The sequence below is a fragment of the Glaciimonas immobilis genome, assembly GCF_011947285.1.
GTDB classification, from domain to species: Bacteria; Pseudomonadota; Gammaproteobacteria; order Burkholderiales; family Burkholderiaceae_D; genus Glaciimonas; species Glaciimonas immobilis.
On sequence record NZ_JAAOZT010000007.1, the window covers coordinates 341,938 to 365,006 of the forward strand.

The 23,069-nt window shown below is 51.0% G+C and carries 19 protein-coding genes and 1 tRNA gene; 11 read left to right on the forward strand and 9 right to left on the reverse strand.

Annotated elements, in window-relative coordinates; all coding sequences use genetic code 11:
- Positions 1 to 27: 27 nt before the first annotated feature.
- Entirely contained in the window at positions 28 to 345 is a 318-nt protein-coding gene (locus HAV38_RS13375; protein ID WP_168055877.1) for a hypothetical protein, read from the reverse strand.
- Between the two features lie 459 nt (positions 346 to 804).
- Here HAV38_RS13375 and HAV38_RS13380 point away from each other — a divergent pair, with 459 nt between their 5' ends.
- Both HAV38_RS13380 and HAV38_RS13385 read left to right on the forward strand, forming a co-directional pair.
- Positions 805 to 3,168: a phosphoketolase family protein gene (locus tag HAV38_RS13380; protein WP_168055878.1), complete on the forward strand. Its 2,364-nt coding sequence runs from the start codon at positions 805 to 807 to the stop codon at positions 3,166 to 3,168.
- Between the two features lie 5 nt (positions 3,169 to 3,173).
- A complete protein-coding gene (locus HAV38_RS13385; RefSeq protein WP_168055879.1) occupies positions 3,174 to 4,445 on the forward strand; it encodes an acetate/propionate family kinase in 1,272 nt (423 codons plus the stop codon).
- Between the two features lie 87 nt (positions 4,446 to 4,532).
- Here HAV38_RS13385 and HAV38_RS22295 read toward each other — a convergent pair whose 3' ends face one another.
- The 4 genes from HAV38_RS22295 to mutL all read right to left on the reverse strand — a co-directional run bounded on the left by HAV38_RS22295 (position 4,533) and on the right by mutL (position 8,421).
- Entirely contained in the window at positions 4,533 to 4,739 is a 207-nt protein-coding gene (locus HAV38_RS22295; protein WP_168055880.1) for a DUF927 domain-containing protein, read from the reverse strand.
- Between the two features lie 453 nt (positions 4,740 to 5,192).
- A tRNA-Met gene (locus HAV38_RS13395) sits at positions 5,193 to 5,269 on the reverse strand.
- A gap of 83 nt (positions 5,270 to 5,352) precedes the next feature.
- Positions 5,353 to 6,345 carry a tRNA (adenosine(37)-N6)-dimethylallyltransferase MiaA gene (gene miaA / locus HAV38_RS13400; protein ID WP_245182353.1) on the reverse strand — a complete coding sequence of 331 codons (993 nt, stop codon included), beginning with the start codon at positions 6,343 to 6,345 and terminating at the stop codon, positions 5,353 to 5,355.
- A 183-nt stretch (positions 6,346 to 6,528) separates the two neighbouring features.
- Positions 6,529 to 8,421 carry a DNA mismatch repair endonuclease MutL gene (gene mutL, locus HAV38_RS13405; RefSeq protein ID WP_168055882.1) on the reverse strand — a complete coding sequence of 631 codons (1,893 nt, stop codon included), beginning with the start codon at positions 8,419 to 8,421 and terminating at the stop codon, positions 6,529 to 6,531.
- 294 nt (positions 8,422 to 8,715) lie between these two features.
- On the opposite strand from mutL, the gene HAV38_RS13410 reads away from it, so the two are divergent.
- Positions 8,716 to 9,366, forward strand: coding sequence for a VTT domain-containing protein (locus HAV38_RS13410; RefSeq protein ID WP_168055883.1), 651 nt, complete (start codon positions 8,716 to 8,718; stop codon positions 9,364 to 9,366).
- A gap of 228 nt (positions 9,367 to 9,594) precedes the next feature.
- On the opposite strand, the gene HAV38_RS13415 is transcribed toward HAV38_RS13410, so the two are convergent.
- Positions 9,595 to 10,968, reverse strand: coding sequence for an N-acetylmuramoyl-L-alanine amidase (locus HAV38_RS13415; protein ID WP_168055884.1), 1,374 nt, complete (start codon positions 10,966 to 10,968; stop codon positions 9,595 to 9,597).
- Positions 10,932 to 11,417: a tRNA (adenosine(37)-N6)-threonylcarbamoyltransferase complex ATPase subunit type 1 TsaE gene (gene tsaE, locus HAV38_RS13420; RefSeq protein WP_168055885.1), complete on the reverse strand. Its 486-nt coding sequence runs from the start codon at positions 11,415 to 11,417 to the stop codon at positions 10,932 to 10,934. Before tsaE ends, HAV38_RS13415 begins: the two co-directional genes overlap by 37 nt.
- A gap of 41 nt (positions 11,418 to 11,458) precedes the next feature.
- Here tsaE and queG point away from each other — a divergent pair, with 41 nt between their 5' ends.
- Positions 11,459 to 12,586 (forward strand): tRNA epoxyqueuosine(34) reductase QueG, encoded by a 1,128-nt coding sequence (gene queG / locus HAV38_RS13425; RefSeq protein WP_168055886.1) that lies wholly within the window; start codon positions 11,459 to 11,461, stop codon positions 12,584 to 12,586.
- On the opposite strand, the gene HAV38_RS13430 is transcribed toward queG, so the two are convergent.
- Positions 12,583 to 13,473 carry an AEC family transporter gene (locus HAV38_RS13430; protein WP_168055887.1) on the reverse strand — a complete coding sequence of 297 codons (891 nt, stop codon included), beginning with the start codon at positions 13,471 to 13,473 and terminating at the stop codon, positions 12,583 to 12,585. The two genes, queG and HAV38_RS13430, sit on opposite strands and share 4 nt — an antisense overlap.
- 512 nt (positions 13,474 to 13,985) lie before the next feature.
- Here HAV38_RS13430 and HAV38_RS13435 point away from each other — a divergent pair.
- Complete coding sequence (locus tag HAV38_RS13435; RefSeq protein ID WP_245182354.1) at positions 13,986 to 16,343, forward strand: peptidase domain-containing ABC transporter; 2,358 nt, start codon at positions 13,986 to 13,988, stop codon at positions 16,341 to 16,343.
- Positions 16,344 to 16,438: 95 nt separating this feature from the next.
- Positions 16,439 to 16,999: a beta-barrel domain-containing protein gene (locus tag HAV38_RS13440; protein WP_483413862.1), complete on the forward strand. Its 561-nt coding sequence runs from the start codon at positions 16,439 to 16,441 to the stop codon at positions 16,997 to 16,999.
- Between the two features lie 125 nt (positions 17,000 to 17,124).
- Here HAV38_RS13440 and HAV38_RS13445 read toward each other — a convergent pair whose 3' ends face one another.
- Positions 17,125 to 17,511, reverse strand: coding sequence for a hypothetical protein (locus tag HAV38_RS13445; protein WP_168055888.1), 387 nt, complete (start codon positions 17,509 to 17,511; stop codon positions 17,125 to 17,127).
- Positions 17,512 to 17,533: 22 nt separating this feature from the next.
- Between HAV38_RS13445 and HAV38_RS13450 the strand changes: the two genes are divergently transcribed.
- The 5 genes from HAV38_RS13450 to HAV38_RS13475 all read left to right on the forward strand — a co-directional run bounded on the left by HAV38_RS13450 (position 17,534) and on the right by HAV38_RS13475 (position 23,045).
- Complete coding sequence (locus tag HAV38_RS13450) at positions 17,534 to 18,091, forward strand: hypothetical protein (RefSeq protein WP_168055889.1); 558 nt, start codon at positions 17,534 to 17,536, stop codon at positions 18,089 to 18,091.
- A gap of 148 nt (positions 18,092 to 18,239) precedes the next feature.
- On the forward strand, positions 18,240 to 18,707 hold the full coding sequence (locus tag HAV38_RS13455) for a hypothetical protein (protein WP_168055890.1): 468 nt from the start codon (positions 18,240 to 18,242) through the stop codon (positions 18,705 to 18,707).
- Between the two features lie 231 nt (positions 18,708 to 18,938).
- Positions 18,939 to 19,421 (forward strand): hypothetical protein, encoded by a 483-nt coding sequence (locus HAV38_RS13460; RefSeq protein ID WP_168055891.1) that lies wholly within the window; start codon positions 18,939 to 18,941, stop codon positions 19,419 to 19,421.
- A gap of 874 nt (positions 19,422 to 20,295) precedes the next feature.
- The gene (locus HAV38_RS21650) at positions 20,296 to 20,607 is read left to right on the forward strand and encodes a hypothetical protein (RefSeq protein ID WP_184013420.1); all 312 of its coding nucleotides are present in this window, start codon (positions 20,296 to 20,298) and stop codon (positions 20,605 to 20,607) included.
- Positions 20,604 to 23,045, forward strand: a complete 2,442-nt coding sequence (locus tag HAV38_RS13475; protein ID WP_168055894.1) for a calcium-binding protein — start codon at positions 20,604 to 20,606, stop codon at positions 23,043 to 23,045. Before HAV38_RS21650 ends, HAV38_RS13475 begins: the two co-directional genes overlap by 4 nt.
- Positions 23,046 to 23,069: the final 24 nt, after the last annotated feature.

The following is a 23,069-nucleotide window of genomic DNA, read 5'->3' on the forward strand; positions in this document are numbered from 1 at the left end:
CTCATTGTTGCCTAATTTTAGATGCGCTTATTTCAGGACATTGATGTTCGTAACAAAACTAGCGCTGGAAGCCGCTTCCATATCCACCGCCTTGATTGCCGCTATTGCCACCGCCTTGATTACCCTCGTGGCTACCGCCTTGTCCGTCGCCGCCGCGATGATCATGGCGCTCACCTGCACCGCTGTCACGGTCGCCATGGTGTTCGCCCGCGCTGCGGTCGCGGTCCCGGTCGCGGTCCCTGTCGCCGTGATGGTCTCCCCCGCCGCTATCGCGGTCGCGGTGGCCTGGCCCATCGCCGCCCCCATAAATTCCACCACCGTAACTGCCGTGACCGCCGTCTTCATAAGGCCCTGCAACACAGCCGCCGAGCAAGGTTGTTAGCATGAGCAAAATCGTCAAATGTTTCATGATGGACTCCGTAAGGGTTGTCGACATTGGTTTCGACGCCGGAACCTGCTGACAGTTCAGATTGACGAAATGAACCCGAGGGCACTTATCGCGCTTTTCCATCACGCAATTTTTGTTCTTACGGATCAAAAAGAGGTGCTGTTTGTCGATAAGTATGGTCTGCAGTTAGTGAGATTGATGTTGCAGCTGTCAAAGCAGGTATATCATAACTTCAGGTAAATGCCTGGAACGGCCGGGCTTCGTTACGCTAACTATCGTTCCATAAAACAATTTTTAACGCGTTACGCTTTGCTGTGAAGCATGGAAGTGTCGACCGTATCCTCCTCAGACAAATAAACTATCCTTATCGACCCAGTACACGGCGCGCATACGACAAACCATCATGGAGGCTCCTGATGCCCAACTCTTTGTCACCCGATCTGCTTCAAAAAATGCATGCTTATTGGCGTGCGGCAAATTACCTCTCCGTCGGCCAGATCTATTTGCAAGATAATCCGTTGCTTGACTCTCCGCTCAGACTGGAACATATCAAGCCTCGTTTGTTAGGGCATTGGGGCACCACACCGGGATTAAACTTTCTGTATGTCCATCTTAATCGCCTGATCAATGAAAACGATCTGAACATGATGTATGTGATCGGTCCGGGTCACGGCGGTCCGGGAATAGTGGCGCAGACCTACCTGGAAGGATCGTATACGGAGCGTTATCCCGCCATTGAACGTAACCGAAACGGGCTACAAAAGCTATTTCGTCAGTTCTCATGGCCTTCTGGAATTCCCAGCCACGTATCACCAGAAACGCCCGGCTCCATTCATGAAGGCGGGGAATTAGGCTACTCACTGGTCCACGCCTATGGGGCTGCCTTTGATAATCCAGACCTGATCGTGGCCTGCATTATTGGCGACGGCGAGGCAGAAACCGGGGCGCTTGCGGCTAGTTGGCACTCTAATAAATTTTTGAATCCCGCACGCGATGGCGTTGTGCTGCCGATTCTTCACCTGAACGGTTTCAAGATCGCCAATCCAACGGTGCTGGCCCGGATCAGTCGTCAGGAGCTAACGGACCTGATGCGGGGTTACGGTTACGAGCCGCATTTTGTTGAAGGCGACGATCCGGCGCTCATGCATCAATCGCTGGCTGGCACGCTGGATACGGTTCTGGCCAAAATTCGCCAGATTCAGGATGTGGCTTGCTCTCTCGGACCTGCCGAAACTCAAAAACGACCACGCTGGCCCATGATTGTCTTGCGCACACCCAAAGGCTGGACTGGCCCGAAAGTCGTCGACGGCAAGGCGGTCGAAGGCACTTGGCGCGCACATCAGGTACCGATAGCGGACTTCAAAAATCCAGAGCACCTGCGGCAGCTTGAAGAGTGGATGAAAAGCTATAACGTGCATGAGTTGTTCGACGAACAGGGTCAATTTCGTGGAGAGTTGGCCGCACTCGCGCCGACCGGTCATCGCCGTATGGGTTCCAATCCGCACGCTAATGGCGGCGAGTTATTAGAACCTCTGACGATGCCGCACTTCCATGATTACGCCCTGGAAATGCTGCAACCGGGCAGCGTAAAGGCGGAAGCCACGCGCGTCCTCGGGAGCTTTCTGCGAGACGTAATGAAGCACAACCTCGACAAGAAAAATTTCCGGCTCTTTGGCCCGGATGAGACTGCATCGAACCGGTTAGAGGCAGTCTTCGAAGTGTCCGGCAAGGAATGGATGGCCGATATTGAAGCGCTCGATGTTGATCTTAGTGTTGATGGTCGCGTCATGGAAGTGTTGAGCGAACATCTATGCGAGGGCTGGTTAGAAGGTTACCTTCTAACCGGGCGCCACGGTTTATTCTCATGCTACGAAGCTTTTATCCACATCATCGACTCAATGCTCAATCAACATGCAAAATGGTTAAAAGTCAGCAAGGGTATTCCATGGCGCAAGCCGATTGCATCATTGAATTATCTGCTCACGTCGCATGTCTGGCGGCAAGATCATAATGGCTTCTCGCATCAGGACCCCGGCTTTATCGACCATGTCGCCAATAAAAAATCCGACATCGTGCGCATCTATTTGCCGCCCGACGCAAACTGCCTGCTGTCGGTTGCCGATCATTGCTTACGCAGTCGTCACTACATCAACGTGATCGTCGCCGGAAAACAACCGGAGTGGCAATGGCTTGATATGGATGCAGCCGTCCGACATTGCGCTGCAGGTGCCGGTATTTGGCACTGGGCCAGCAACGAGAGCGGCGATCCAGATGTGGTCATGGCTTGTGCCGGTGATGTGCCCACTTTGGAGACGCTTGCGGCTGTAAGCGTGTTACGCACGTACGTCCCTGATATTCGTATCCGGGTCGTCAACGTGGTGGATTTGATGGTATTGCAGCCTGTGTCCGAACATCCTCATGGACTGGAAGATCATGATTTTGATGCGTTGTTTACAATAGATAAGCCTGTAATCTTCGCCTTTCACGGTTATCCCACGATGATTCATAAGCTGACCTACCGACGGCACAATCATCACAATATTCACGTGCGCGGCTACAAGGAGGAGGGCACCACCACCACTCCCTTCGACATGGTTGTGCTGAATAATCTCGATCGCTATCAGCTCGCGCTGGACGCTATCGAACGAATTCCCCGGCTTAACCATGAAGTGGAGACGGCGAGGGCGCGTTACCGGAACACCATTGAGCGGCACAAACGCTATATCGGAGAGCACGGCGATGACATGCCGGAAGTCCGCGACTGGCGGTGGGAATTATGAGTACGATGGCTTCCCCTGACTCACGCAACGCGGAACTTGAACTTGAGCCTGAACCGGAACCTGATTATCATGTGCTCGCCTTGAATAGCGGTTCGTCCTCGCTCAAATTCGGGTTGTATCGCGTCGGCCCATTGCAAGCGGAGGTGATGCTTTCGGGGGAGGCGGACGCGATTGGTGATGAAAAAGGAACATTTTGCGCCCGTGATTCGCGGCAAAATAAGCTGATCTCCGAAACAGTCTGGTTCGCTAGTCAACGCGAAGCCTTTGTACGTATTGCAAAGCTGCTCGCCGAGTCCGACCTGCCGGTGCCGTCTGCGGTCGGACATCGCATCGTGCATGGCGGAGCGCGTCTCCGTCAACATTGCGTCATTGACGATTGGGTCGTGCGGCAACTTGCGGCAGCCGTGTCTTTCGCGCCATTACATATTCCCTCAGCACTGTCGGTCATTCAGTTCGCACAAGAACATTTTCCCGGAATTCCGCAGGTGGCGTGCTTTGATACCACTTTTCATGCTGAGCTAGCGGAAGTGGCGCGGGTTCTTCCCGTCCCCAGGGAGTTGCAAGCAGAAGGCATTCAACGCTACGGATTTCACGGCCTGTCGTGCGAGTCGATCGTGCATCAACTAGTGCACCAACTTGCGCATAATCTGCCCAAACGTCTGGTGATCGCCCATCTTGGCAATGGTGCCAGCGTCACCGCCGTCAGAGACGGTAAATCGATCGATACCAGCATGGGACTGACACCTACCGGTGGCGTGATGATGGGCACCCGTAGCGGCGATCTTGATCCCGGCGTCCTGATTTATCTGATGCGAGAGAAGAAGTTCGATGTTGCTGCGCTTGAAGAGATGGTCGATCATCGTTCTGGTTTGCTGGGAGTGTCGGGTATCGGTAGTGACATGCGCCGTCTGCGTGAGGCCGCATCCGTGAACGCCGACGCGCGTCTGGCCGTTCAAATGTTTTGCTATGCCGTGCGCAAACAGGTGGCAGCAATGATCGCTGCGCTTGATGGCGTTGACCTGATTGTATTCACCGGCGGTATCGGAGAAAACGATTGGGAATCAAGGGCAGAAATCTGTCTTGGTTTGTCGTGGATTGGCGTCACGCTCGATCAGGCGCGGAACCGGTCAGCAAACAAGCCGATCTCCGATGCGCTTCAAAATACGCTTCAAAATACGATCCACGATCCAGCATCACGCTGCGCGGTGCTGGTTCTGGCGTCGGAGGAAGACGAGCAGATCGCACGTCATACGTGGACAATATTGCATCCTGAATAAATTTAACGTGAGGGGATAACTCCTCTCAGCAAAGATAGCGTTTAAAAGTAAAATTTCTTAATTGTAATTTTGCTGATTTATTTACTTTTAAACGAATAACAACCGAAATGAACTTAAGCGATCAATGGGCATAACTAGAAACGTTAATGCCTGGCAACTTTGCAGGATCAGCGCCGCGTCTTTATGTAGGGCGCATGTGCCTTCCAAAGCATTGCCGGTTGCGCGCCAGCTTTGTTTCAAGGAGTGACTGTCATACACGGAGTAATTGCGCAGTACTTTTACCGGTTGAAACACCGACGATTCCCTGTGTTCTCGTTCGCACGGCAAACGTCGGTATTGGAAATGGTGAACCCATACGGCAGGCCGGTTTTTCTCTTCATCTCCTTTCTTGAGTCTGCCTGTAGTACATCAGTCGGGACGTTCACAGTTGCCTTCGACTTGGTGCAGGTCCTTAAAATCCGTGTGCGTCACATCAGCGCCTTGAAATAAAGGAATCGCCGCCGTCCGCTAGCTTATAAGACTTGTCTTTAGATTTTGCGCTTTTAGCCTGCATATCAGTGAGCGGCGTAACGGTTTTAGGCATTTTGGGGACATCCGATTTGGGTTGTTGGGGGCATGCCACCTAGAGTGCCCCAAAAATAGTGGAAGTCAACAGACGTTAAAAGCGCTCAGACAACAAAAAACCCGCATCAGCACTGGGCTAGAAGCGGGTCTCTGTACGTTCCTGTACTACCTAGAACATGTTCGTGGTGGTGATAGGTGGATTTGAACCACCGACCCCAGCATTATGAGTGCTGTGCTCTAACCAACTGAGCTATATCACCAAAGAAGCCCGCTAGTATGATGTATGGTGGCGATTCTTGTCAAGCGTATTGGGGGTCCTATTTGCGCTGAAGTCGATAATTTTTTATTCTCTATCATTCCGAGTCACGATAACAGTATTCAATACCTTTTTAGCAACGCTATCGCCTATGCAATCGATGACGATACGGTCCGGCATTGCGCGTAACCAGGTAAGTTGTCGCTTGGCAAGTTGACGGGTGGCGATGATACCTTTTTCGCGCATTTCTTCGAAATCATATTGGCCGTCGAGATATTCCCATGCCTGGCGATAGCCGACGCAGCGCATTGAGGGTAATCCCGGATGCAGGTCGCCGCGGGCGCGGAGCGATTCTACTTCGGCTATCAGGCCACCGTTTTTGTTTTCCAGCATCAGATCAAAGCGTTGTGCGATGCGGCCATGCAGGACGCTGCGGTCAGATGGTTCCAGTGCGATTGGTAATACATCGAACGGTAGTTGCGGCGGCGCTGGGTTGGTCAACAGCGAAGACATAGTCTGGCCGCTTAGTTCGATGATTTCGAGGGCGCGCTGGATGCGTTGACTGTCGTTGGGTTTAAGGCGCTCTGCGGTAATTGGGTCTAGTAGCGCTAGCTTGGCGTGCATGCCGGGCACGCCAATGATGGCGGCTTCAGCATCTAGTCTGGCGCGCAATGCCGGGTCGGCTTGCGGTAGCGTATCCAGACCGTCGCGTAGCGCTTTGAAATAGAGCATGGTGCCGCCGACCATCAGCGCCAGTTTGCCGCGGGCGTGGATTTGTCCGATCAACGCGAGCGTGTCGGTACAGAACTGCATGGCCGAATACGATTGCGTCGGCTCTATGATGTCGATCAAATGATGTGGCGCTGCGTCGCGTTCGGCGGCGGTGGGTTTGGCCGTGCCTATATCCATGCCGCGATAGACCAGTGCAGAATCAACGGAGATGATTTCAGAAGGAATATGCCGTACAATTTCCAGCGCCGCGGCGGTTTTTCCGGAGGCGGTGGGTCCCATGATGGCGATTACTAATGGTCGTTTTTTTGAATCTTGATTCATGCGTTGTGTGTCGTCGACTTGCGTCATTGTTCAGTTTAAGGCTTCAGTTTAAGGCCATGCCTGGCGGCTGGAAGGCGAAGGGTTCATCATCTCACGCACGGCTTGAAGTAGGGGCTTGGCTTTCGAGGCAAAATTGCGTGCCCTGCATCGGTGGGTGCGCTATATGCCGACGCCGCGGCTCCTCTCACTATCCGCTTATTGGTCGGTCACCTATTGCCCACGCAAAAAAAGTTTATTCAGATCGGACATGGCAAGCTGGCTCCACGTCGGGCGCCCATGGTTGCATTGGTCGGCGCGGTCGGTCGCTTCCATCTGGCGCAATAGCGCGTTCATTTCTGGCACGGTCAAATGGCGATTGGCACGCACGGCTGTGTGACAGGCGAGGGTGCCTAGCAACTCGTTGCGGCGTTCTACCAATACCCGCGATCCGCCGAATTCACGTACATCGCGCAGGACATCTCGGGCTAGCGTTTGGGCGTCGGCATTCTTTAGTAGCGCAGGAACCGCGCGCACGGCTAGCGTGGTCGGCGACATCGCGGCGATGTCGAAGCCTAACGATTGGAGGATTTCTTGATTTTCTTCGGCGGTGCCGACTTCTACGCCGTCTGCATAGAATGTCACGGGGATGAGTAACGGCTGCACTTGCATCGCGTTCTCATCGAGGGCATCTTTTAACTGCTCGTATAAAATCCGTTCGTGCGCGGCGTGCATGTCGACCAGCACGAGACCTTTGGTATTTTGCGCGAGGATGTAGATGCCATGCAATTGCGCCAGCGCGAACCCGAGTGGAAACTCATCGTTAGAACTCGCCTGCTGCGCCGTTGGCATTCCGAAACCGGGGCTGTGGGAGGGCGAGTTTGCTGGAGAGCTTGAGGGAGAGTTAGCATGCGAGTCGGCAAACAACGCGCCATAGTTGGAGGCCGACTGCGCTACGCCAGGATAAGTATTGCCCCTGAATTGCGCGCCGAAGGCAGTTTGATGTTGGGGTTGCTGAGCAGCTTGCGGCTGCAAAATAGCCTGCAGGTGTTCCGCCGATCCTCGCATCCACGGCATAGCGCCGCTGGGCGCGGGCAAAGGCGCTGGCGTCGTGCCAAATGATGTTGCAGAAGTGAGCGCTAACGCGCGATTAACTGCGTGATAAATAAATTGATGAATAGATCGGCTATCGCGAAAACGGACTTCAATTTTGGACGGATGGACGTTCACATCCACCAGCGCCGGGTCTAGATCCAGCGCCAGCACATATGATGGAAAGCGGTCGCCGTGCAGCACGTCCTGATACGCCGCGCGTACCGCATGCATAAGCACTTTGTCGCGGACAAAGCGCCCATTGACATAAAAATATTGCGCATCGCCGCGTGCTTTGGAGGCGGTAGGCAGGCCCACAAAACCGTGCAGTCGCAATGGTCCGGCGCTTTCGTCCAGTGCTAACCGGGCTTCGGCAAATTCTGTCCCAAGTATGCTGGCGCTGCGTTTGGCGCTCTCGGTGACCATCCAGTGATCGACGGTTTTACCGTTATGGGTCAAGGAGAAGGCGACATCCGGGCGTGATAATGCAATGCGACGGACCACCTCGGCGCAATGGCCGTATTCGGTCTGGTCAGACTTCAAAAACTTGCGTCGGGCGGGCGTATTAAAATACAAATCCTGCACATTGACCGTGCTACCTTGCGCGCCGGATGATGGCGTGACGACCAGCGTGCTGCCATCGATTTCGGACGCGTGCGGGGCTTCAGCGGTGCGCGAGGTGAACGTCATTTGTGAGACTGATGCAATCGACGCCAGCGCCTCGCCTCTGAAACCGAGCGTCGCGACGTTCTCAAGATCATACAATGAAGTGATTTTGGAGGTGGCGTGTCGGGCTAACGCCAGTGGTAACTGCTCCGGCGCGATTCCACGGCCATTATCTGTGATCGAGATGCGCTTTATGCCACCTTGTTCAAGGCGGACGGTGATCTGGTTAGCACCGGCATCCAGTGCATTTTCCAATAATTCTTTAACAACGGCGGAGGGCCGCTCGACCACCTCCCCCGCAGCAATTTGCGAAATCAGATTATCTGGCAGGGGCAAAATAGCGCGGAAAGAAGGTATTGGAGCATTCATTTGATGATTATACCGAACGTATGCAAAATCGCCGCAGCGACGTTACGCCTTCCTCACGGTCCCCGTGGCCCGGTACTGGCATGCTGCCTTTGTTGGTAAGGCAAGCCGATATCGGGATTATTTTGGACAGTCCTGATATTTTTAGTCGTTGAATTAATCCCCCTGCAATGAGCGATTTTTGATGTTTCCTTCAGCAATAGTGGTTTACCTACTGTCAGGACTACCTTTTTTATCATTATTGGCTTTTTCTGTGCACGGGGTAGTGTATTATTTCGCGCAACCATTAGGAGAATTATGGACTTTATGCAATTCTTTGACGTGATACTGCACGTCGACAAATCCTTAGGATTCTTGATTAAAGAATACGGTACCTTAATCTACATGGTGCTATTTTTAATTGTTTTTTGTGAGACCGGATTAGTCGTATTTCCGTTCTTGCCCGGGGATACATTGCTGTTCATTGGCGGTGCGTTTTGCGCAATGGGTGAAATGAATATATGGGCGTTGATGGGATTGTTGATCCTGGCAGCGACGACGGGCAATACTTTAAACTATTGGATAGGTAGCAAGATAGGGGAGAAAGTATACTCCCACGATTATCGTTGGCTGGATCAAAAGGCGCTCCAAAGAACGCATGCTTTCTATGAGCATCACGGTGGTAAAACCATCATTTTGTCGCGTTTTATACCGATCGTACGGACCTTTGCGCCTTTTGTCGCCGGGGTATCGAAGATGACTTTTTCCAAGTTTCAGTTTTTTAATATCGCTGGCGCGTTGTTGTGGGTAATCGGTTTGGTATCGGCAGGTTATTTCTTTGGAAATATGCCGATTATCCGTGATCACCTGAACACCATCGTTTTACTTGGGGTTGGCGCTGCGGTCATCCCGGTGGCGCTGGGTGCTATATGGAAACTATATCGCAAGCTCAGAGGGCAGAAGGCTTAACGCCCGCCTCAGTGGCTTGTAAACTGCGGGCGGTCTGCAGGCGAAATAGTAAAAAATTACTGTAATTAAAAAGGGTATGGCGCATAAGATTGCGCCATACCCTTTTTAGTTTTAATGCAAAATCGGTATCAAGTATCGACTAAGCGTCACTATCCAGCGTCAATATCAAGCATCGATATCAATAGCAGCGTCAATATCAAGCGTCGATGTCATAAATCCATGCCGCCATCAGGTCAACGGATTCTTCGATAACGGTGGATTGTGCGAGAAATATTTTTTGATCCCAGCCAGGATCGCATCGGCCATTTTGTCCTGATAGGCATTATCGGTCAGTTTGGCCTCCTCTTCAGGATTGGAGATGAAGGCCGTTTCGATCAAAATACTGGGAATGTCAGGCGCTTTTAGCACTGCAAAACCGGCCTGTTCCACGGCACCCTTGTGTAGTTTGTTGATGCCGCCGATTTCATTGAGGACGGCGCTGGCAAGCTTCATGCTGTCGTTGATTTGTGCGGTGGTCGACAGGTCGAGCAGCACGCTGGCAAGTTGACGATCATGACCCTTGATATTAACGCCACCGATCAAATCGGCCGCATTTTCTTTGTTCGCCATCCAACGCGCAGCCGTCGAGCTGGCGCCTTTTTCGGATAGCGCAAATACCGACGAGCCACGCGCGGTCGGCGTCACAAAAGCATCGGCATGGATCGAGACGAACAAATCAGCCTGTACCTTGCGCGCTTTTTGTACGCGCATGCCTAGCGGGACGAAAAAATCGGCGTCGCGAGTGAGCATGACGCGCATGTTTGGTTGCTGTTCGATTTTACCTTTGAGGCGTTTGGCGATAGAAAGCACGACGTCTTTTTCTCGATTGCCGCCGCGCCCGGTGGCCCCCGGATCTTCGCCGCCGTGACCGGGATCAAGGGCGATGGTAATCATCCGCGTCATGGTCGGCTGTTTGTCAGCTTTATTATCTGCCTTGTTGTCAGCGCGTCTATCCGGCTTAGGTTCCAGGCGTGCCAGCGGCGGGTCCGGCGGTCGCAGCGGGGTCGGCTTGGTCACTGCGACGGGTGGCACGATTTCGCCCGGCTCAGCCGTTGGCCATTCGCCTTTTTGGATCATGATCGCAATCGGATCGGGCGGCACCAGCGGATACAGATCGAACACCAGACGGTATTTGTAGTTACCGATAGGATCGAGCGTAAACACTTGCGGGTTCACCTGATCTTTCAGATCAAATACCAAACGGACCACGTTAGGGCGGTTTTGACCCACCCGTACCTGTTTGATATAAGGATCGTTCGATTGAATTTTGGCGACCAGCTCTTTTAGGGCTGGGTTCAACTCAATACCCTCGATGTCGACCACCATGCGGGCAGGATTTTGTACCAGAAAATGGGTGACTTTTAGTTCGGCATCATTCTCTAGCGTCACGCGGGTATAGTCGTCTGCTGGCCAGACCCGGACCGCAAGAATTTGTGCAGCGCGCGCGGATGGCGAAGCCAACGGTGCGATAATTGAAATAAGGAGCGTTCCGCCTGCTTTGAGCAGAGTACGACGACGTTTGGATTTTATAAGTTTGGTGCAAATTTCAATCGAGCGAGACATTGATGACCTTTTTCTGATACGCCGCACAATTTTACATCACGACCATCACCTGAAACACTCAGGATCACGTTAATGTCAGGTATCGGCAAAACCTTTTCTGCCTTTTCAGGCCATTCGACGATGCATATATTGGTTTCGTTAAAATGCTCGCGGAATCCGGCCTCCAGAAATTCTTCCGCACATCCCATCCGATAGAGGTCAAAATGCATCACTTCTACCGGTTTTTGATTAATATTGACGGTATAAGGTTCCACCAGCGTGTAGGTTGGACTTTTGACGTGACCGGCATATCCTGCTGCATGCAGTAAGGCCCGCGTCAGCGCCGTTTTGCCTGCGCCAAGATCGCCGTGTAAATATATCGTCAGGCCCGGTGCCAACGCCCGCGATAATGCAGCACCAAGGGCCATCGTGCCAGCTTCGTCATGTAGATGGAGCGTAATGTCTTGCATCTCGTAAAATAGTCCTCTGTCATTGATGAATTGATGTTTCCATGTCTCAACCGCATTTAATTGAAACAGATAGTAACCCTACTGCCGAGACTGCGCTCGCTACGCTTGCGTTCACCATTAAGGCGTGGGGGCGGGAGCTTGGGTTTGCCGACGTGCGGATTACAGATGTCGATCTGGCGCAACAAGAAGCCGGGTTTGAGGCCTGGCTTGCCCATGGTTATCACGGTGAGATGGATTATATGGCAGCCCACGGTTTGAAGCGCGCCCGACCTGCCGATTTAGTGCCCGGCGTTATTCGGACCATCAGCGTACGTATGAATTACTTGCCACAAGACAGCGACGCAGCCTGGCGCCAGCGCGAGAAAAATCGGCTTAGTTCAGATGCAGCCTCCACCGCGACAGTCTCGTTGTATGCACGCGGACGCGATTATCACAAGGTGCTGCGCGGGCGCTTGCAGCAACTGGCGGATCGCATCGTGGCTGAAATCGGCCCCTTTGGTTATCGTGTGTTCACCGACTCGGCTCCAGTGATGGAGGTGGCGTTGGCACAAAAAGCCGGACTTGGGTGGCGGGGAAAGCACACCTTATTACTCAATCGAGAGGCAGGTTCGCTGTTTTTTCTGGGCGAAATGTTGACCGATTTGCCACTGCCTGTTGACGCCCCGATAAGCGGGCATTGTGGTCAATGCAGCGCGTGTATAGACGTTTGTCCGACCAAGGCTATCATTGCACCCTATACGCTGGATGCACGACGATGTATTTCTTATTTGACCATAGAGTTAAAAGGCAGTATTCCGCTAGAATTCCGACCATTAATTGGCAATCGCGTCTACGGTTGCGATGATTGTCAGTTATTTTGTCCGTGGAACAAGTTTGCCCAACCTTCCGCGCTGGATGACTTTGATGTACGTAACGGACTGGATCAGGCCACCTTGGTAGAATTATTCGGCTGGACCGAAGACCAATTCAATCTACGGCTGCAAGGTAGTCCGATACGCCGGATCGGATACGAGCGATGGCTGCGAAATATCGCGGTGGGATTGGGTAATACGGCCGCCGCCGGTGCTGGTTCAGCCGAGATTATTGCGGCGTTGCAAGCGCGTGCGGACAACCCTTCCGCGTTAATTCGTGAGCACGTTTTGTGGGCGTTGCAACAACATGTCATTTAATGCGATAGCCACAACCACAATGGCAACGTCAGCATCGACAGCACCGTACCCACAGAAATCAAGAATGCCACCAGCGGACCATTTCCGCCGAGACGGGCCGCCAGAATATATGCACTGGAGGCCGTTGGCAGGCCGCAGAACAACACGACAATTTGCAACTGGCGATCACCCAGACCCACCCAGCGTCCTAACACCAAAGCGACCGCCGGTAACGCCAACAATTTCACAGCAAGAAAAAATCCCGTCATTAACTTAGCCTGATGTACGCCCGCAAGGCGCAATCCCGCCCCGACCAGGAGCAAGCCGATTGCCAGCGCAGCATTACCGAGCCGCGACAATACTGCTCCCGCGACCTCCGGCAGCGGAAGGCCAGACAAGCTATATAACAGTCCGCATGCCGTCGCAATCAGCAATGGATTTCTGGCCAGTTCTTTTAACAAGCCACCATTTTTATGCACCAGCGCATGGACCGCAGCCAAATTGCACAATGGTACGCCAAAACCGATCAACAACGCCATCCAACCGGTGCCTTCCTCGCCCGCCATGCGCGATGCCAGCGCCAACGCCATATAGGAGTTGAAGCGATAGCCAGTTTGCATTCCGGACTCGTAATCCATCGGCGTTGCTTTTAAAAATGGCTTGCCGATCCAGGTCAGCAAAATAGCGGCACCGAGGGACGTCAACCCGACCAGCAACATTTTGCCCGTGGTCTCAAAATGCAGCGGCGTCCGTGCTGTGGAATAAAACAGCAACGCGGGAAATAGCAGGTAATAGACTAGCTTTTCTGCACCGGTCCAGAACGCATCACCCCAATCGGTCATGCGCCGCAAAATGACGCCTAAAAGTATGAGGGTGAAATCGGGGAGAAGCAAGTTGACGATGTACATTTAGGTTTGTATTTCAGGCACGAGGGGTGAATGGCGATAACGGTAATTGATTTGCGCGTTTTCTGCCCTCATTTAAAGATTGTTAAGGCATCTGAAGAATTCTGAACCGGCGCGGTATTCGTCTATGCAGCCCGACCTGTGCGGCTGAAACTATGGGACCCGATTATACCTTCAGCACTCGCCTTGTGAAAATAATAGTGGCTACAGAACATCTTTCTGCCATATTTTTATAAGAATTATCTGAGTGATATATAGATTTATCTGTGCCATTTAGAGAAAAATCTCCTATTAATTGACCTGCACATTTTGTAGAATTACCCACGACTAATACAAATAAATACACAATTTGGAAGACACTTTAATAATCGCGACATGATTGCAGCGAGATGGCCAAGCGATGGTCAAGTGATGGCCGAGCGCGTCAGTATGGCTTCGTGCAACGCTTCAGATTTTGCAGACGAACAAAATAGAGATCGTACTGACGCACAGATATATAAAGAGAGCCGCAATCGATGCGCAATAAGAAGGTCGATACCCATGCGTTTTTCTGGGCTTTAGAAAGTGTCTGCGAACTGCACCGCAAGCCGTTTTCGATGGAATTGGCAACGCAACAATTAGCGGCACCGCATACCGTTCAATCGTTGACTGGCGCAGTCATGGCATACGGATTCAATGCCGAATTAAGTCCATGTGCGACCGACCAGCTTGAGAAAGAAACTTTTCCCGCAGTCGCCTGGTTAGGACCAAAGCCTCCTCCGCAAGAAGATGCAGCATCAGTGGTGGATAGCCAGACTATAGATACCAAAGACGCCGAAGAATACCCCGTCGTGGACACGGGAGGATACCCGGAGAAACCAGCGCTGCGTGCCTCTGCGATTGACGGCGACCTTATCACCACGCCTTCAGTGCCTAGCTCTGCAGGGGCAATTGCCTTGCCAGACCAGACAGCGGAAAATCTGCATCTGCTACCGGCGCTGATCATGCACGCCGATGCACGCCATATCGTACTTCTGCAACATCGTGAAATGGCACCCCAAACGCTATCGCACGCGGATTTCACTGATCGTTATCAGGGCTATCTCACCCGTGTGATCGCCCAAGAAGACGCAGGTCAGGACATCGATAGCGAGGCTGAGGCGCGACAAGCGCGGTCATTTGGATTTCGTTGGTTTATTCCCGAGCTACTGAAGCACAAAAAATTCTGGCAAGAAATCCTGCTGGCCTCGTTAGTGATTCAACTGATAGCCCTCGCCACGCCATTGTTTACGCAAACAATCATCGACAAGGTCGTTGTGCATCGCACCGAGAGCACGCTGATTGTGATTGCCATCGGCATGGCCATTTTTATGTTGTTCTCGGCGATCCTGTCGTGGCTGCGGCAATATCTGGTTTTACACACTGGCAACCGGGTCGATGCGGTGTTGGGCGCATCGGTATTTGAGCACCTGTTTAAGCTACCGCCGGTATATTTTCAGCATCGTCCCACCGGCGTCATTGCGGCGCGCCTGCACGGGGTGGAGATTAACCGTGAGTCCATTGCCGGTGCAGCCGTAACGCTCATACTCGATCTGCCGTTTCTGTTGATTTTTGTGGCCATAATGTTTCATTACAGCGTGATGTTGACGCTGATTGTACTGGCCATTCTGCTACTGATTGCAGGCCTCAGCCTGATCGTTGCACCGATGTTTCAGACCCGGTTGCAACAACAGTTTCAGATGGGAGCGCGCAATCAGGCTTTTTTGACCGAATATGTATCCGGGCTAGAAACAGTTAAATCATTGCAACTGGAACCGCAACTCAACAGTAAATACAGCGACTATCTTGCCAGCTATCTGCAAGCCGGGTTCTCTACCAAACAACTCGCCAACACCTATAACAGCGCAGCCAATTTCCTTGAACATTTGCTCAGCCTGCTGATTCTGGGCATCGGTGCATATACCGTGATGCACTCCAAAGAATTCACTATTGGCATGCTGGTCGCGTTCCAGATGTTTGCAGGCAAACTATCCCAACCGATGTTGCGACTGGTCGGTCTATGGCAACAATTTCAGCAAGCCAGGTTGTCGGTAGCAAGGCTAGGCGATTTGATGAATGCGGTGGCTGAACCTTATTCAGTCATTCCGGCGCGCGACACGGACCGTCATGGCTTTATTCAAATAGAGGAGATCGCTTTTCGCTACGCAGATCATTTGCCGCTGGTTTACCAAAATGTGTCCGTTGCCATTCCCCCGGGACAAACGATCTGCATCATGGGGCCGTCCGGGTGCGGCAAAAGTACTTTGGCTAAAGTGCTGCAAGGATTCTACCAACCTAGCGCTGGCCGTGTACTCGTCGACGGCGTCGATATCCGCTATCTTTCTTCCAATGAACTGCGCTGTTACATGGGCGTCGTGCCGCAAGAAACGACACTTTTTTCCGGCACCATTTACGATAACTTGCTGATGGCCTGTCCTGGTGCCAATTTTGAACGGATCGCCAGGGCCTGCAAAATGGCCGAAATTCACGACGTGATAGACGCGTTGCCGCAAGGCTATCAGACCGAAATCGGCGAGCGTGGCGCTGGCCTCTCGGGTGGGCAAAAGCAACGGATCGCCATTGCCCGCGCCTTATTAAAGCAACCTAAAATTCTCATTTTCGACGAGGCCACCAGCGCCCTTGACGTTGACACCACGGAAAAATTTGCCGCTACCATTAATAGTCTGAAGGGCCAGATCACCATGGTTTTTATCACCCATGGTTTGCCCAAAGGACTTAAGGTCGACGCCATTTTGTCGCTTACCGCCAATGGGATGGAACACCTTCCGATTGATCCTGGCAATCGCAGTGATGATGTGCCGCAATTAACGGACGGTCTATCGTCGCGTCCCTGAACGCCACCATCGCCGCGCAACAACAACGCATCAAGCAATTACGCCACGCCTATCACGCCGACCTGCAAACTGAACTCGCCGATATCCGTGCGCGCTTGTCGCAGTTGCAGCCGACACTGGATAAGTCCACCTACAAGCAAAGCCTGATGGCATTACGCGCTCCTCAGGATGGCGTCATTAATGACCTCGCCACCACTACCGTCGGCGCAGTGGTGCAGCCCGGAACCGTCATCATGACGCTGGTGCCGCAAGACGAACAACTCTACGCCGATGTGTCGGTAAAAAATGAAGACGTCGGCTTTGTACAAGTAGGACAAACCGCGCAAATCAAACTCGCCACTTATCCATTTCAAAAATACGGCATGTTGACCGGCAAGGTAACGCGCATCAGTGCAGACGCAGCCGAGGCCGAGCGGCGCAATAACAACGCCAGCGAAGGTGGCAATGCCAATGACGACAGCAACAGCGTCACGTCAACTTATAAAGCGCGGATAAAATTGTCCGACCAAAGTCTGGTTGGACCGCAAGGTAACCGTTTACACATGACCGCGGGCATGCAGGTCGTTGCCGAAATACATCAGGGCAGGCGCACGGTATGGGAGTATTTATTATCGCCTGTAAAAAAGACCCTGCAAGAATCTGGACGCGAGAGATAAGACCGTGGCGCGGGCTTCGGGTGTCCGCCTACATACCTTAAATTGCGCAAGCGCGACACGCAAAATGACAAATTCAAAAAATATAGAAAAGTCTCGGCGAGAAATAGAATTGTCTGGTATCTATTTTAAAATTCGTGCTGTACGGTTGATGGCAAGCAAATAAAAAAGATAAGTTTGTCCCGCTTGATGGCGGCCCAAACATTAAAAAGACAAAGATCTGATTGTGATTCCAGAGTCATCGACGACTCTCCGCTTCCCTCCAAAATTCTATTGAGATAACCGATGACAGAACTACACAACGCACGATCACGACCAAATATTAACTTGAATTTATTTTTGTTGGCCAACGTGAATATACCTACCCCCGCAAGCAGGGGGCGCAAGAGTTCTGCGGTAAAACCACCATCCTCCACAATCCTCCATAAACTACAAAACAGGCGATCACCAAAGCGCTTATATCTCAGGGTATTGTTGATTACCACGGTGATTACTACGGCGGCTTTTATTCTCACTGCTTGCGGCAGGCATGATCCGATGAAGCAGCTTCACACAACGGATGGCCGCGCCACATTTACTTTGCCATCCAACTACCTGTACAACGATTCCAGCGAGGACATGATTACTTTTGCTTTCCATTATCCCGGGATGCAGTCGATAGCGCCGGGTAAAATTCACGCCGAAGATCAAATCAGAATTTATTTGCGTCCGCTTGATTCCAACAATTTGCCATGGATCACAGCACCTGCCTCCCTGCGCGACAACGCGCTCCAACATTTCGATCCCGATCATCCTGGACGGGTTTATCAGACAGGTCAGCAAGGCTTGTATCGCACCTATCAACAAGGCGATCCCGATATCCCGCGTTTGTTAAGAACGACTTACAGCTTTCAGGCAGCGGATGGGCAGACGGTAACGATCACAGACCCCGCCCCGATAGCCGCAATGTACAGGGCGCATAGAACAATTAAAGATCGCTTCGTTGTGGAATACACCATCGTCAAATCGGTAGGAAGAAATTTTCGTGAAATTGATGATGTTGTAACGAGCTTAATTAATCAACACACAACCACGCGTGGCGTCCCGAAGGAATAGCTGATATTCATTGCAGCAATATTTGACGCAGAACGTGAACGGTTACTCAAACTCAACTCGCTCTAAGGGCCTACTTAGAGAAGCTTAGCGAGCATGTTTCGTGTCTTTTTTTAAGTCAATTTGCTCAACTTCAGACGGAGAAATATTAGTGCCAAATAAAAGAATCGGATCGTTTTTGTTAATCTTTATTTTTATTGATCTGATTGCATGGAATTTTTTTCAGGAAGAAATTTATATCATTGGAGGTTGGGGGACGACTTTTTTGAATATTGATGACCATGCCTCAAACAAAGTTTTAGTGTTTTCTGTTGTGTTAGCTATTCCAATAAAAATATTCAAATTATTGAGCCACTTTAAAACTGAAAGTACCCTCCTGGGAACCGCTATTATTTTAGGAGACCTGGAGATACGCCTCCCCCTGCTCGTAAAAGAATTTACGCTGACGGTAATAGTAGGCGGTGCGATTTTAGCGTTGCTTTCAATCAGCGGTGAGGCAGAACCGCAACTTTCATTGGTGAGATTCATGATAATTACAATGCTGACGTATGGCGTTGTATGCGCATTCCTTGGATTTATAAAGTTTATTCCGTTGCTGCGTGAAGAACGTTTTGATTGACGGGGCCAAATAGTCGATGACGTTTGGTATAGCGGCCTGCGCTATACCACAAGGAAATATCGAAAATCAAATCAAGCTGCAATAATTAATACTGAAAGAAAAAGGCAGATATTTTTGCAACGTCGACAAAGTTGCCAATGTATCGCTTTGCCTAAGTTTGTCATCTACTCGTCCTCAAAGGAGACGACACATGACGATACGTACAGAAATAACCTTTAAGGACCCGATGTGATGACTATAAAAATATTCGTTGAAAAAGCAATTCGCGACATCGGAGGGCCGTGCATTCTTATAGGACCTTGCTGCCTATTCTACTTAGCATTTTTTGTAAGAAATTCTACCGACTGGTTTCCTGTCGAAATAATTTATGCCATAGCGTTCGTATTTTTCGGAACGATTTTATCGATGGTTGCGATCAGCAAAGACAGATTTTCACGCGCAGGGAATTTCTACAGAAAAATAAAAGAAGGCGCGGATGATAAAAATTATTTTAATTGTTTGAAGAGAATCTGGTGGATATGTTTGGGCGTGCTTCTTCTATTAATACCTTACGGTGACGGTGCTTACTTTTCGCTACCTTCACTCGTAGAAAGCAATTTATTTTATTTTTTCTCTCATGCGTTATTTTTATTATTTTTCTGCCTTAGCACCGCAACAGTAACGATCAGCAGATTGGAACGTCAAGAAAATAATGCTGATCAAAAGTTCGAATGAATATCGTTTTCTTTAAAATAAAATTTAATATTTATATTAATTCTTTGACTGTGTTTTCTACGCATTTTGATCAGTCCGAACGGAAGACCGATTCCATGGAAAAGCGTGTAAATGGGGTAAGTGTTGCTCAAAACCCACAATATTTTTTCGAATTCAGAAAATATTTTAACGCGCCCCGATTTACCGACGTGATGGGGCATTAAACCTACTAATCAGAAGGGTCGCTGCATGACGAAAAGCAAACAATTCTGGCTGCGTACTTTTTCTATTTTATTGATGGCAGTACCGCTTTTTATACTGTGCATTTTTTATATGGTGGCGACATTTTTTTAGTCGGTCATTACAGTAAGGACGACTCGGTGAAACAACTGCACTCAAAAGATGGGAAAGCGACGTTTACTTTGCCTGTCAAATACAAACCAAGTACTGCTGATAAAGACCGGATCACTTTTTCATTTCATTATCCGAGTATGGAACCGATAAGGCCAGGAAAAGCGCCGGAAGACGATGAGATAACAATATATTTGAGCCCTACGAAAGCATCTGATCGCTCCAGTGAGAATTACGCAAAAAATTTGGAACATTACGCGATAGATCGCTTTAATCCTGCGCGCCTTGGATTGCAGTATCGGATAGGGCAACAGGGCATTTATCGCATGTATCAAATGGGTAATCCCGACGAACCGAAAGATTTAAGTACGTACTACATCTTTCAGGCAGCGGATGGACAACTCATCTATATCAAAGACCCAGTGCCATTTATTGTTCTTTTTACGGCACATCGCACTATAGCGTATCGCTTCGACGTGCAATATACGATTGCAAAAAAAATAGGAAAAGACTTTGTCAAAATAGATGAAGTCGTCACAGCGCCGTGGAATCCCTCGGCGGTCAGGCCATCACCGATGATGATGCCGGTCGCGCCCTCGTTGCCGCGTGGGAAAAGAAACTCCATATTCTGGAAGCGTTCAACGGGCAATATTATTTTACGATGCAAAATTTGACGGGCGGGAGCCACAACGGCTTCAGGATGATCGAAGGTAAAAACGGTCAGCCCGGCAGCATTACCGTCGTTATGTATCCCGAACAAATCGACAGCCTCAACCAGGCCTATGAGGTGTTGCAGGAATCGGTTTATGGTTCACTATTATTGCAGACGCGACCGACGTTCATGCCGATGCATTGAAAGGTCTGCGCCGTATCGACGACGATCTGATTGTGGATTATGGCGATGGTGACAGCATCACGATCAGTCATTATTTTAATAGCCAGACCTTTCAAATTAATCAGTTTCGTTTCGCTGATGGCAAGACGTTGACCGGTACAGAGTTATTGGTAGCGTATCCGATCGTCTTGCTGAATGCCGGGAGAAAGACATTTACCGACGCGTCAGAAACCATTCATGCCGGTACTGGTAATGACGCCATTTATGGCAAGGGCGGCGATGACGTGATAGATGGTGATGCGGGAGACGATGTCCTTTATGGCGATACAGGCGATGATATGTTGTCCGGCGGGATGGGAAATGACAAACTTGACGGCGGTGACGGTAACGACATCCTGACCGGCGGCAAAGGGAACGATACGCTTGATGGCGGTGCCGGTGACAACATCTATCAGTTCAGTACTGGCGACGGACAGGACACCGTCAGCTATAGTCGGATTGTCGAGGTTGTATTTACCGATGTTCGTGCCGATGCCGTGAAGGGCCTGCGGCGGGTCAACGACGATCTGATTGTGGATTATGGCAATGGCGACAGCATCACGTTCAGTTATTATTTTCCCAGGGAGACCTGTCAAATTCAGTTCCGGTTTGCCGATGGCAAGACGCTAACCGCTACAGAGTTACTGGCGGCGTATCCGATCGTCTTGGGGAATCCTGGGCATAAAAATTTTACCGATGTGTCAGAAACGATTCATGCCGGTATTGGAACTGATATCATTAATGGCGGTGGCGGCGATGACGTGATAGACGGCGATGCGGGAGACGATTTCCTTGATGGCGGTAGGGGCAATGACGTGCTGACCGGCGGAATAGGAGATGACTACCTGGACGGGAGTCGCGGTAACGATACCTATCAGTTCAGCACCGGTGACGGTCAGGACACCATCTGCAACGAAGATTACGGCACCGATGACGATGGCGGAGGTCGTACCGATGTCATTGTTTTTACCGACGTTAATGCCGATGCATTGAACGGTCTGCGATGTGTCGACGATGATCTGATTGTGGATTATGGTAATGGTGACAGCATCACAATCAGTCATTATTTTAGCAGCGCGGTCTATCAAATTAATGAATTCCGGTTTGCCGATGGCAAGACGTTGACCGGTGTGCAGTTGCTGGCAACCTATCCAATCCAATTAACGGACGATGACGACGACCTTCGTTTTACGGCTGCATCTGAAACAATTCATGCCGGTGCTGGCAATGACAGAATTTTTGCAGGCGCTGGCAATGATGTAATTGATGGTGACGCCGGCGATGATCAGCTGTCGGGCGGCGCAGGCAACGACAAGTTGACCGGCGGCGCGGGCGATGATCTCCTCTATGGTGACGTAGGCAATGATTATCTGGAAGGCGGCACCGGCAACGATACCTACCTGCTACGCACCGGCTCCGGTCATGACACTATTTTCAATAACGATTCATCCGCACAACGCTGCGATGGTTTGATGTTTTACGACGTGGCTTCCACCGGATTGACCGCAGTGAAATGGCTTGGCGATGATCTGGTGCTGGAATACGGGACTGCCGACAGCGTGACGGTAAAAAATTATTTTTTCAGTAAAGATTACCAGTTGGATGCTTTTGAGTTTGCCGATGGAGTAACGTTGACTTCTGAGCAATTACTGGCGGCGTATCCGATTCAGTTGGCGGAGAGTGCGGACTTACAACAGGTTACGCGGTCGGCGGTGGCTGGCGTTGGGGATATCACCGCCACTGGTGACAATGAAGTGACCGCGCAACAGGGTGCTGCGGATAAACTTGTTACTGCTGCGCAGGGTGCGGAGGCTGTCGGCGCTGCAAACGTTGCACCAGCTGCCAACCCGGCATTCCATTACGATGGCCTGCGTACCCATGACGGCACGCCGGTTTATATGGACGAGAACAATATGTATTATCCGCGTGGTAATCAGCCGAAGACCGAAGGCAACCTGATTGCGGAGACGTATTTTCCGAAGCGCAAGGCACCTGAGAAGCCTGATTATGACAACTGGTTTACGTGTTCCAAGAACGTCAGACCGTTGGTCGCGCAGCGGGCCGCGGAGGCGGCGGCACACGCTATCCAGGTCGCCCAACGGGCGAACGGCGCACAAGGAATGGGCGCGGCGATGGCGGATCATACGCATGATCCTGATCAGCAAAAAACCGCCGCCACGACCTCCGATCAGTTGGAAAAAAATCCCGTAACGCCGTCATCTAAAGGGTTGATATTAAGCCCATGGCTGATGGCAAAGTATGTGATGGATTACCATTTAAAGCACAGCGATGCGGCGGCCTTGGGGGGAGAAATCGCGGAAATGCATGCGGCGCAATCGTCCGGTGCGTCATTGACGCCAGCGTCAGGAATGCTGGCCGCGCCGCACTTTGACTTGCATGGTAAGAAAACCCGGCATTAAAAATCGTAGTGACTCAGAAGCTTG

Excerpts from the sequence above, each read along its gene's own strand:
- HAV38_RS13415 (WP_168055884.1), bottom strand. The coding sequence starts at position 10,968 with ATGTCTCGCTCGATTGAAATTTGCACCAAACTTATAAAATCCAAACGT.
- mutL (WP_168055882.1), bottom strand. The coding sequence starts at position 8,421 with ATGAATGCTCCAATACCTTCTTTCCGCGCTATTTTGCCCCTGCCAGAT.
- HAV38_RS13410 (WP_168055883.1), top strand. The coding sequence starts at position 8,716 with ATGGACTTTATGCAATTCTTTGACGTGATACTGCACGTCGACAAATCC.
- HAV38_RS13385 (WP_168055879.1), top strand. The coding sequence starts at position 3,174 with ATGGCTTCCCCTGACTCACGCAACGCGGAACTTGAACTTGAGCCTGAA.
- HAV38_RS13450 (WP_168055889.1), top strand. The coding sequence starts at position 17,534 with ATGAAGCAGCTTCACACAACGGATGGCCGCGCCACATTTACTTTGCCA.
- HAV38_RS13375 (WP_168055877.1), bottom strand. The coding sequence starts at position 345 with ATGAAGACGGCGGTCACGGCAGTTACGGTGGTGGAATTTATGGGGGCG.
- miaA (WP_245182353.1), bottom strand. The coding sequence starts at position 6,345 with ATGACGCAAGTCGACGACACACAACGCATGAATCAAGATTCAAAAAAA.
- HAV38_RS13435 (WP_245182354.1), top strand. The coding sequence starts at position 13,986 with ATGCGCAATAAGAAGGTCGATACCCATGCGTTTTTCTGGGCTTTAGAA.
- queG (WP_168055886.1), top strand. The coding sequence starts at position 11,459 with ATGTCTCAACCGCATTTAATTGAAACAGATAGTAACCCTACTGCCGAG.
- HAV38_RS13430 (WP_168055887.1), bottom strand. The coding sequence starts at position 13,473 with ATGTACATCGTCAACTTGCTTCTCCCCGATTTCACCCTCATACTTTTA.
- HAV38_RS13460 (WP_168055891.1), top strand. The coding sequence starts at position 18,939 with ATGACTATAAAAATATTCGTTGAAAAAGCAATTCGCGACATCGGAGGG.
- tsaE (WP_168055885.1), bottom strand. The coding sequence starts at position 11,417 with ATGCAAGACATTACGCTCCATCTACATGACGAAGCTGGCACGATGGCC.
- HAV38_RS13380 (WP_168055878.1), top strand. The coding sequence starts at position 805 with ATGCCCAACTCTTTGTCACCCGATCTGCTTCAAAAAATGCATGCTTAT.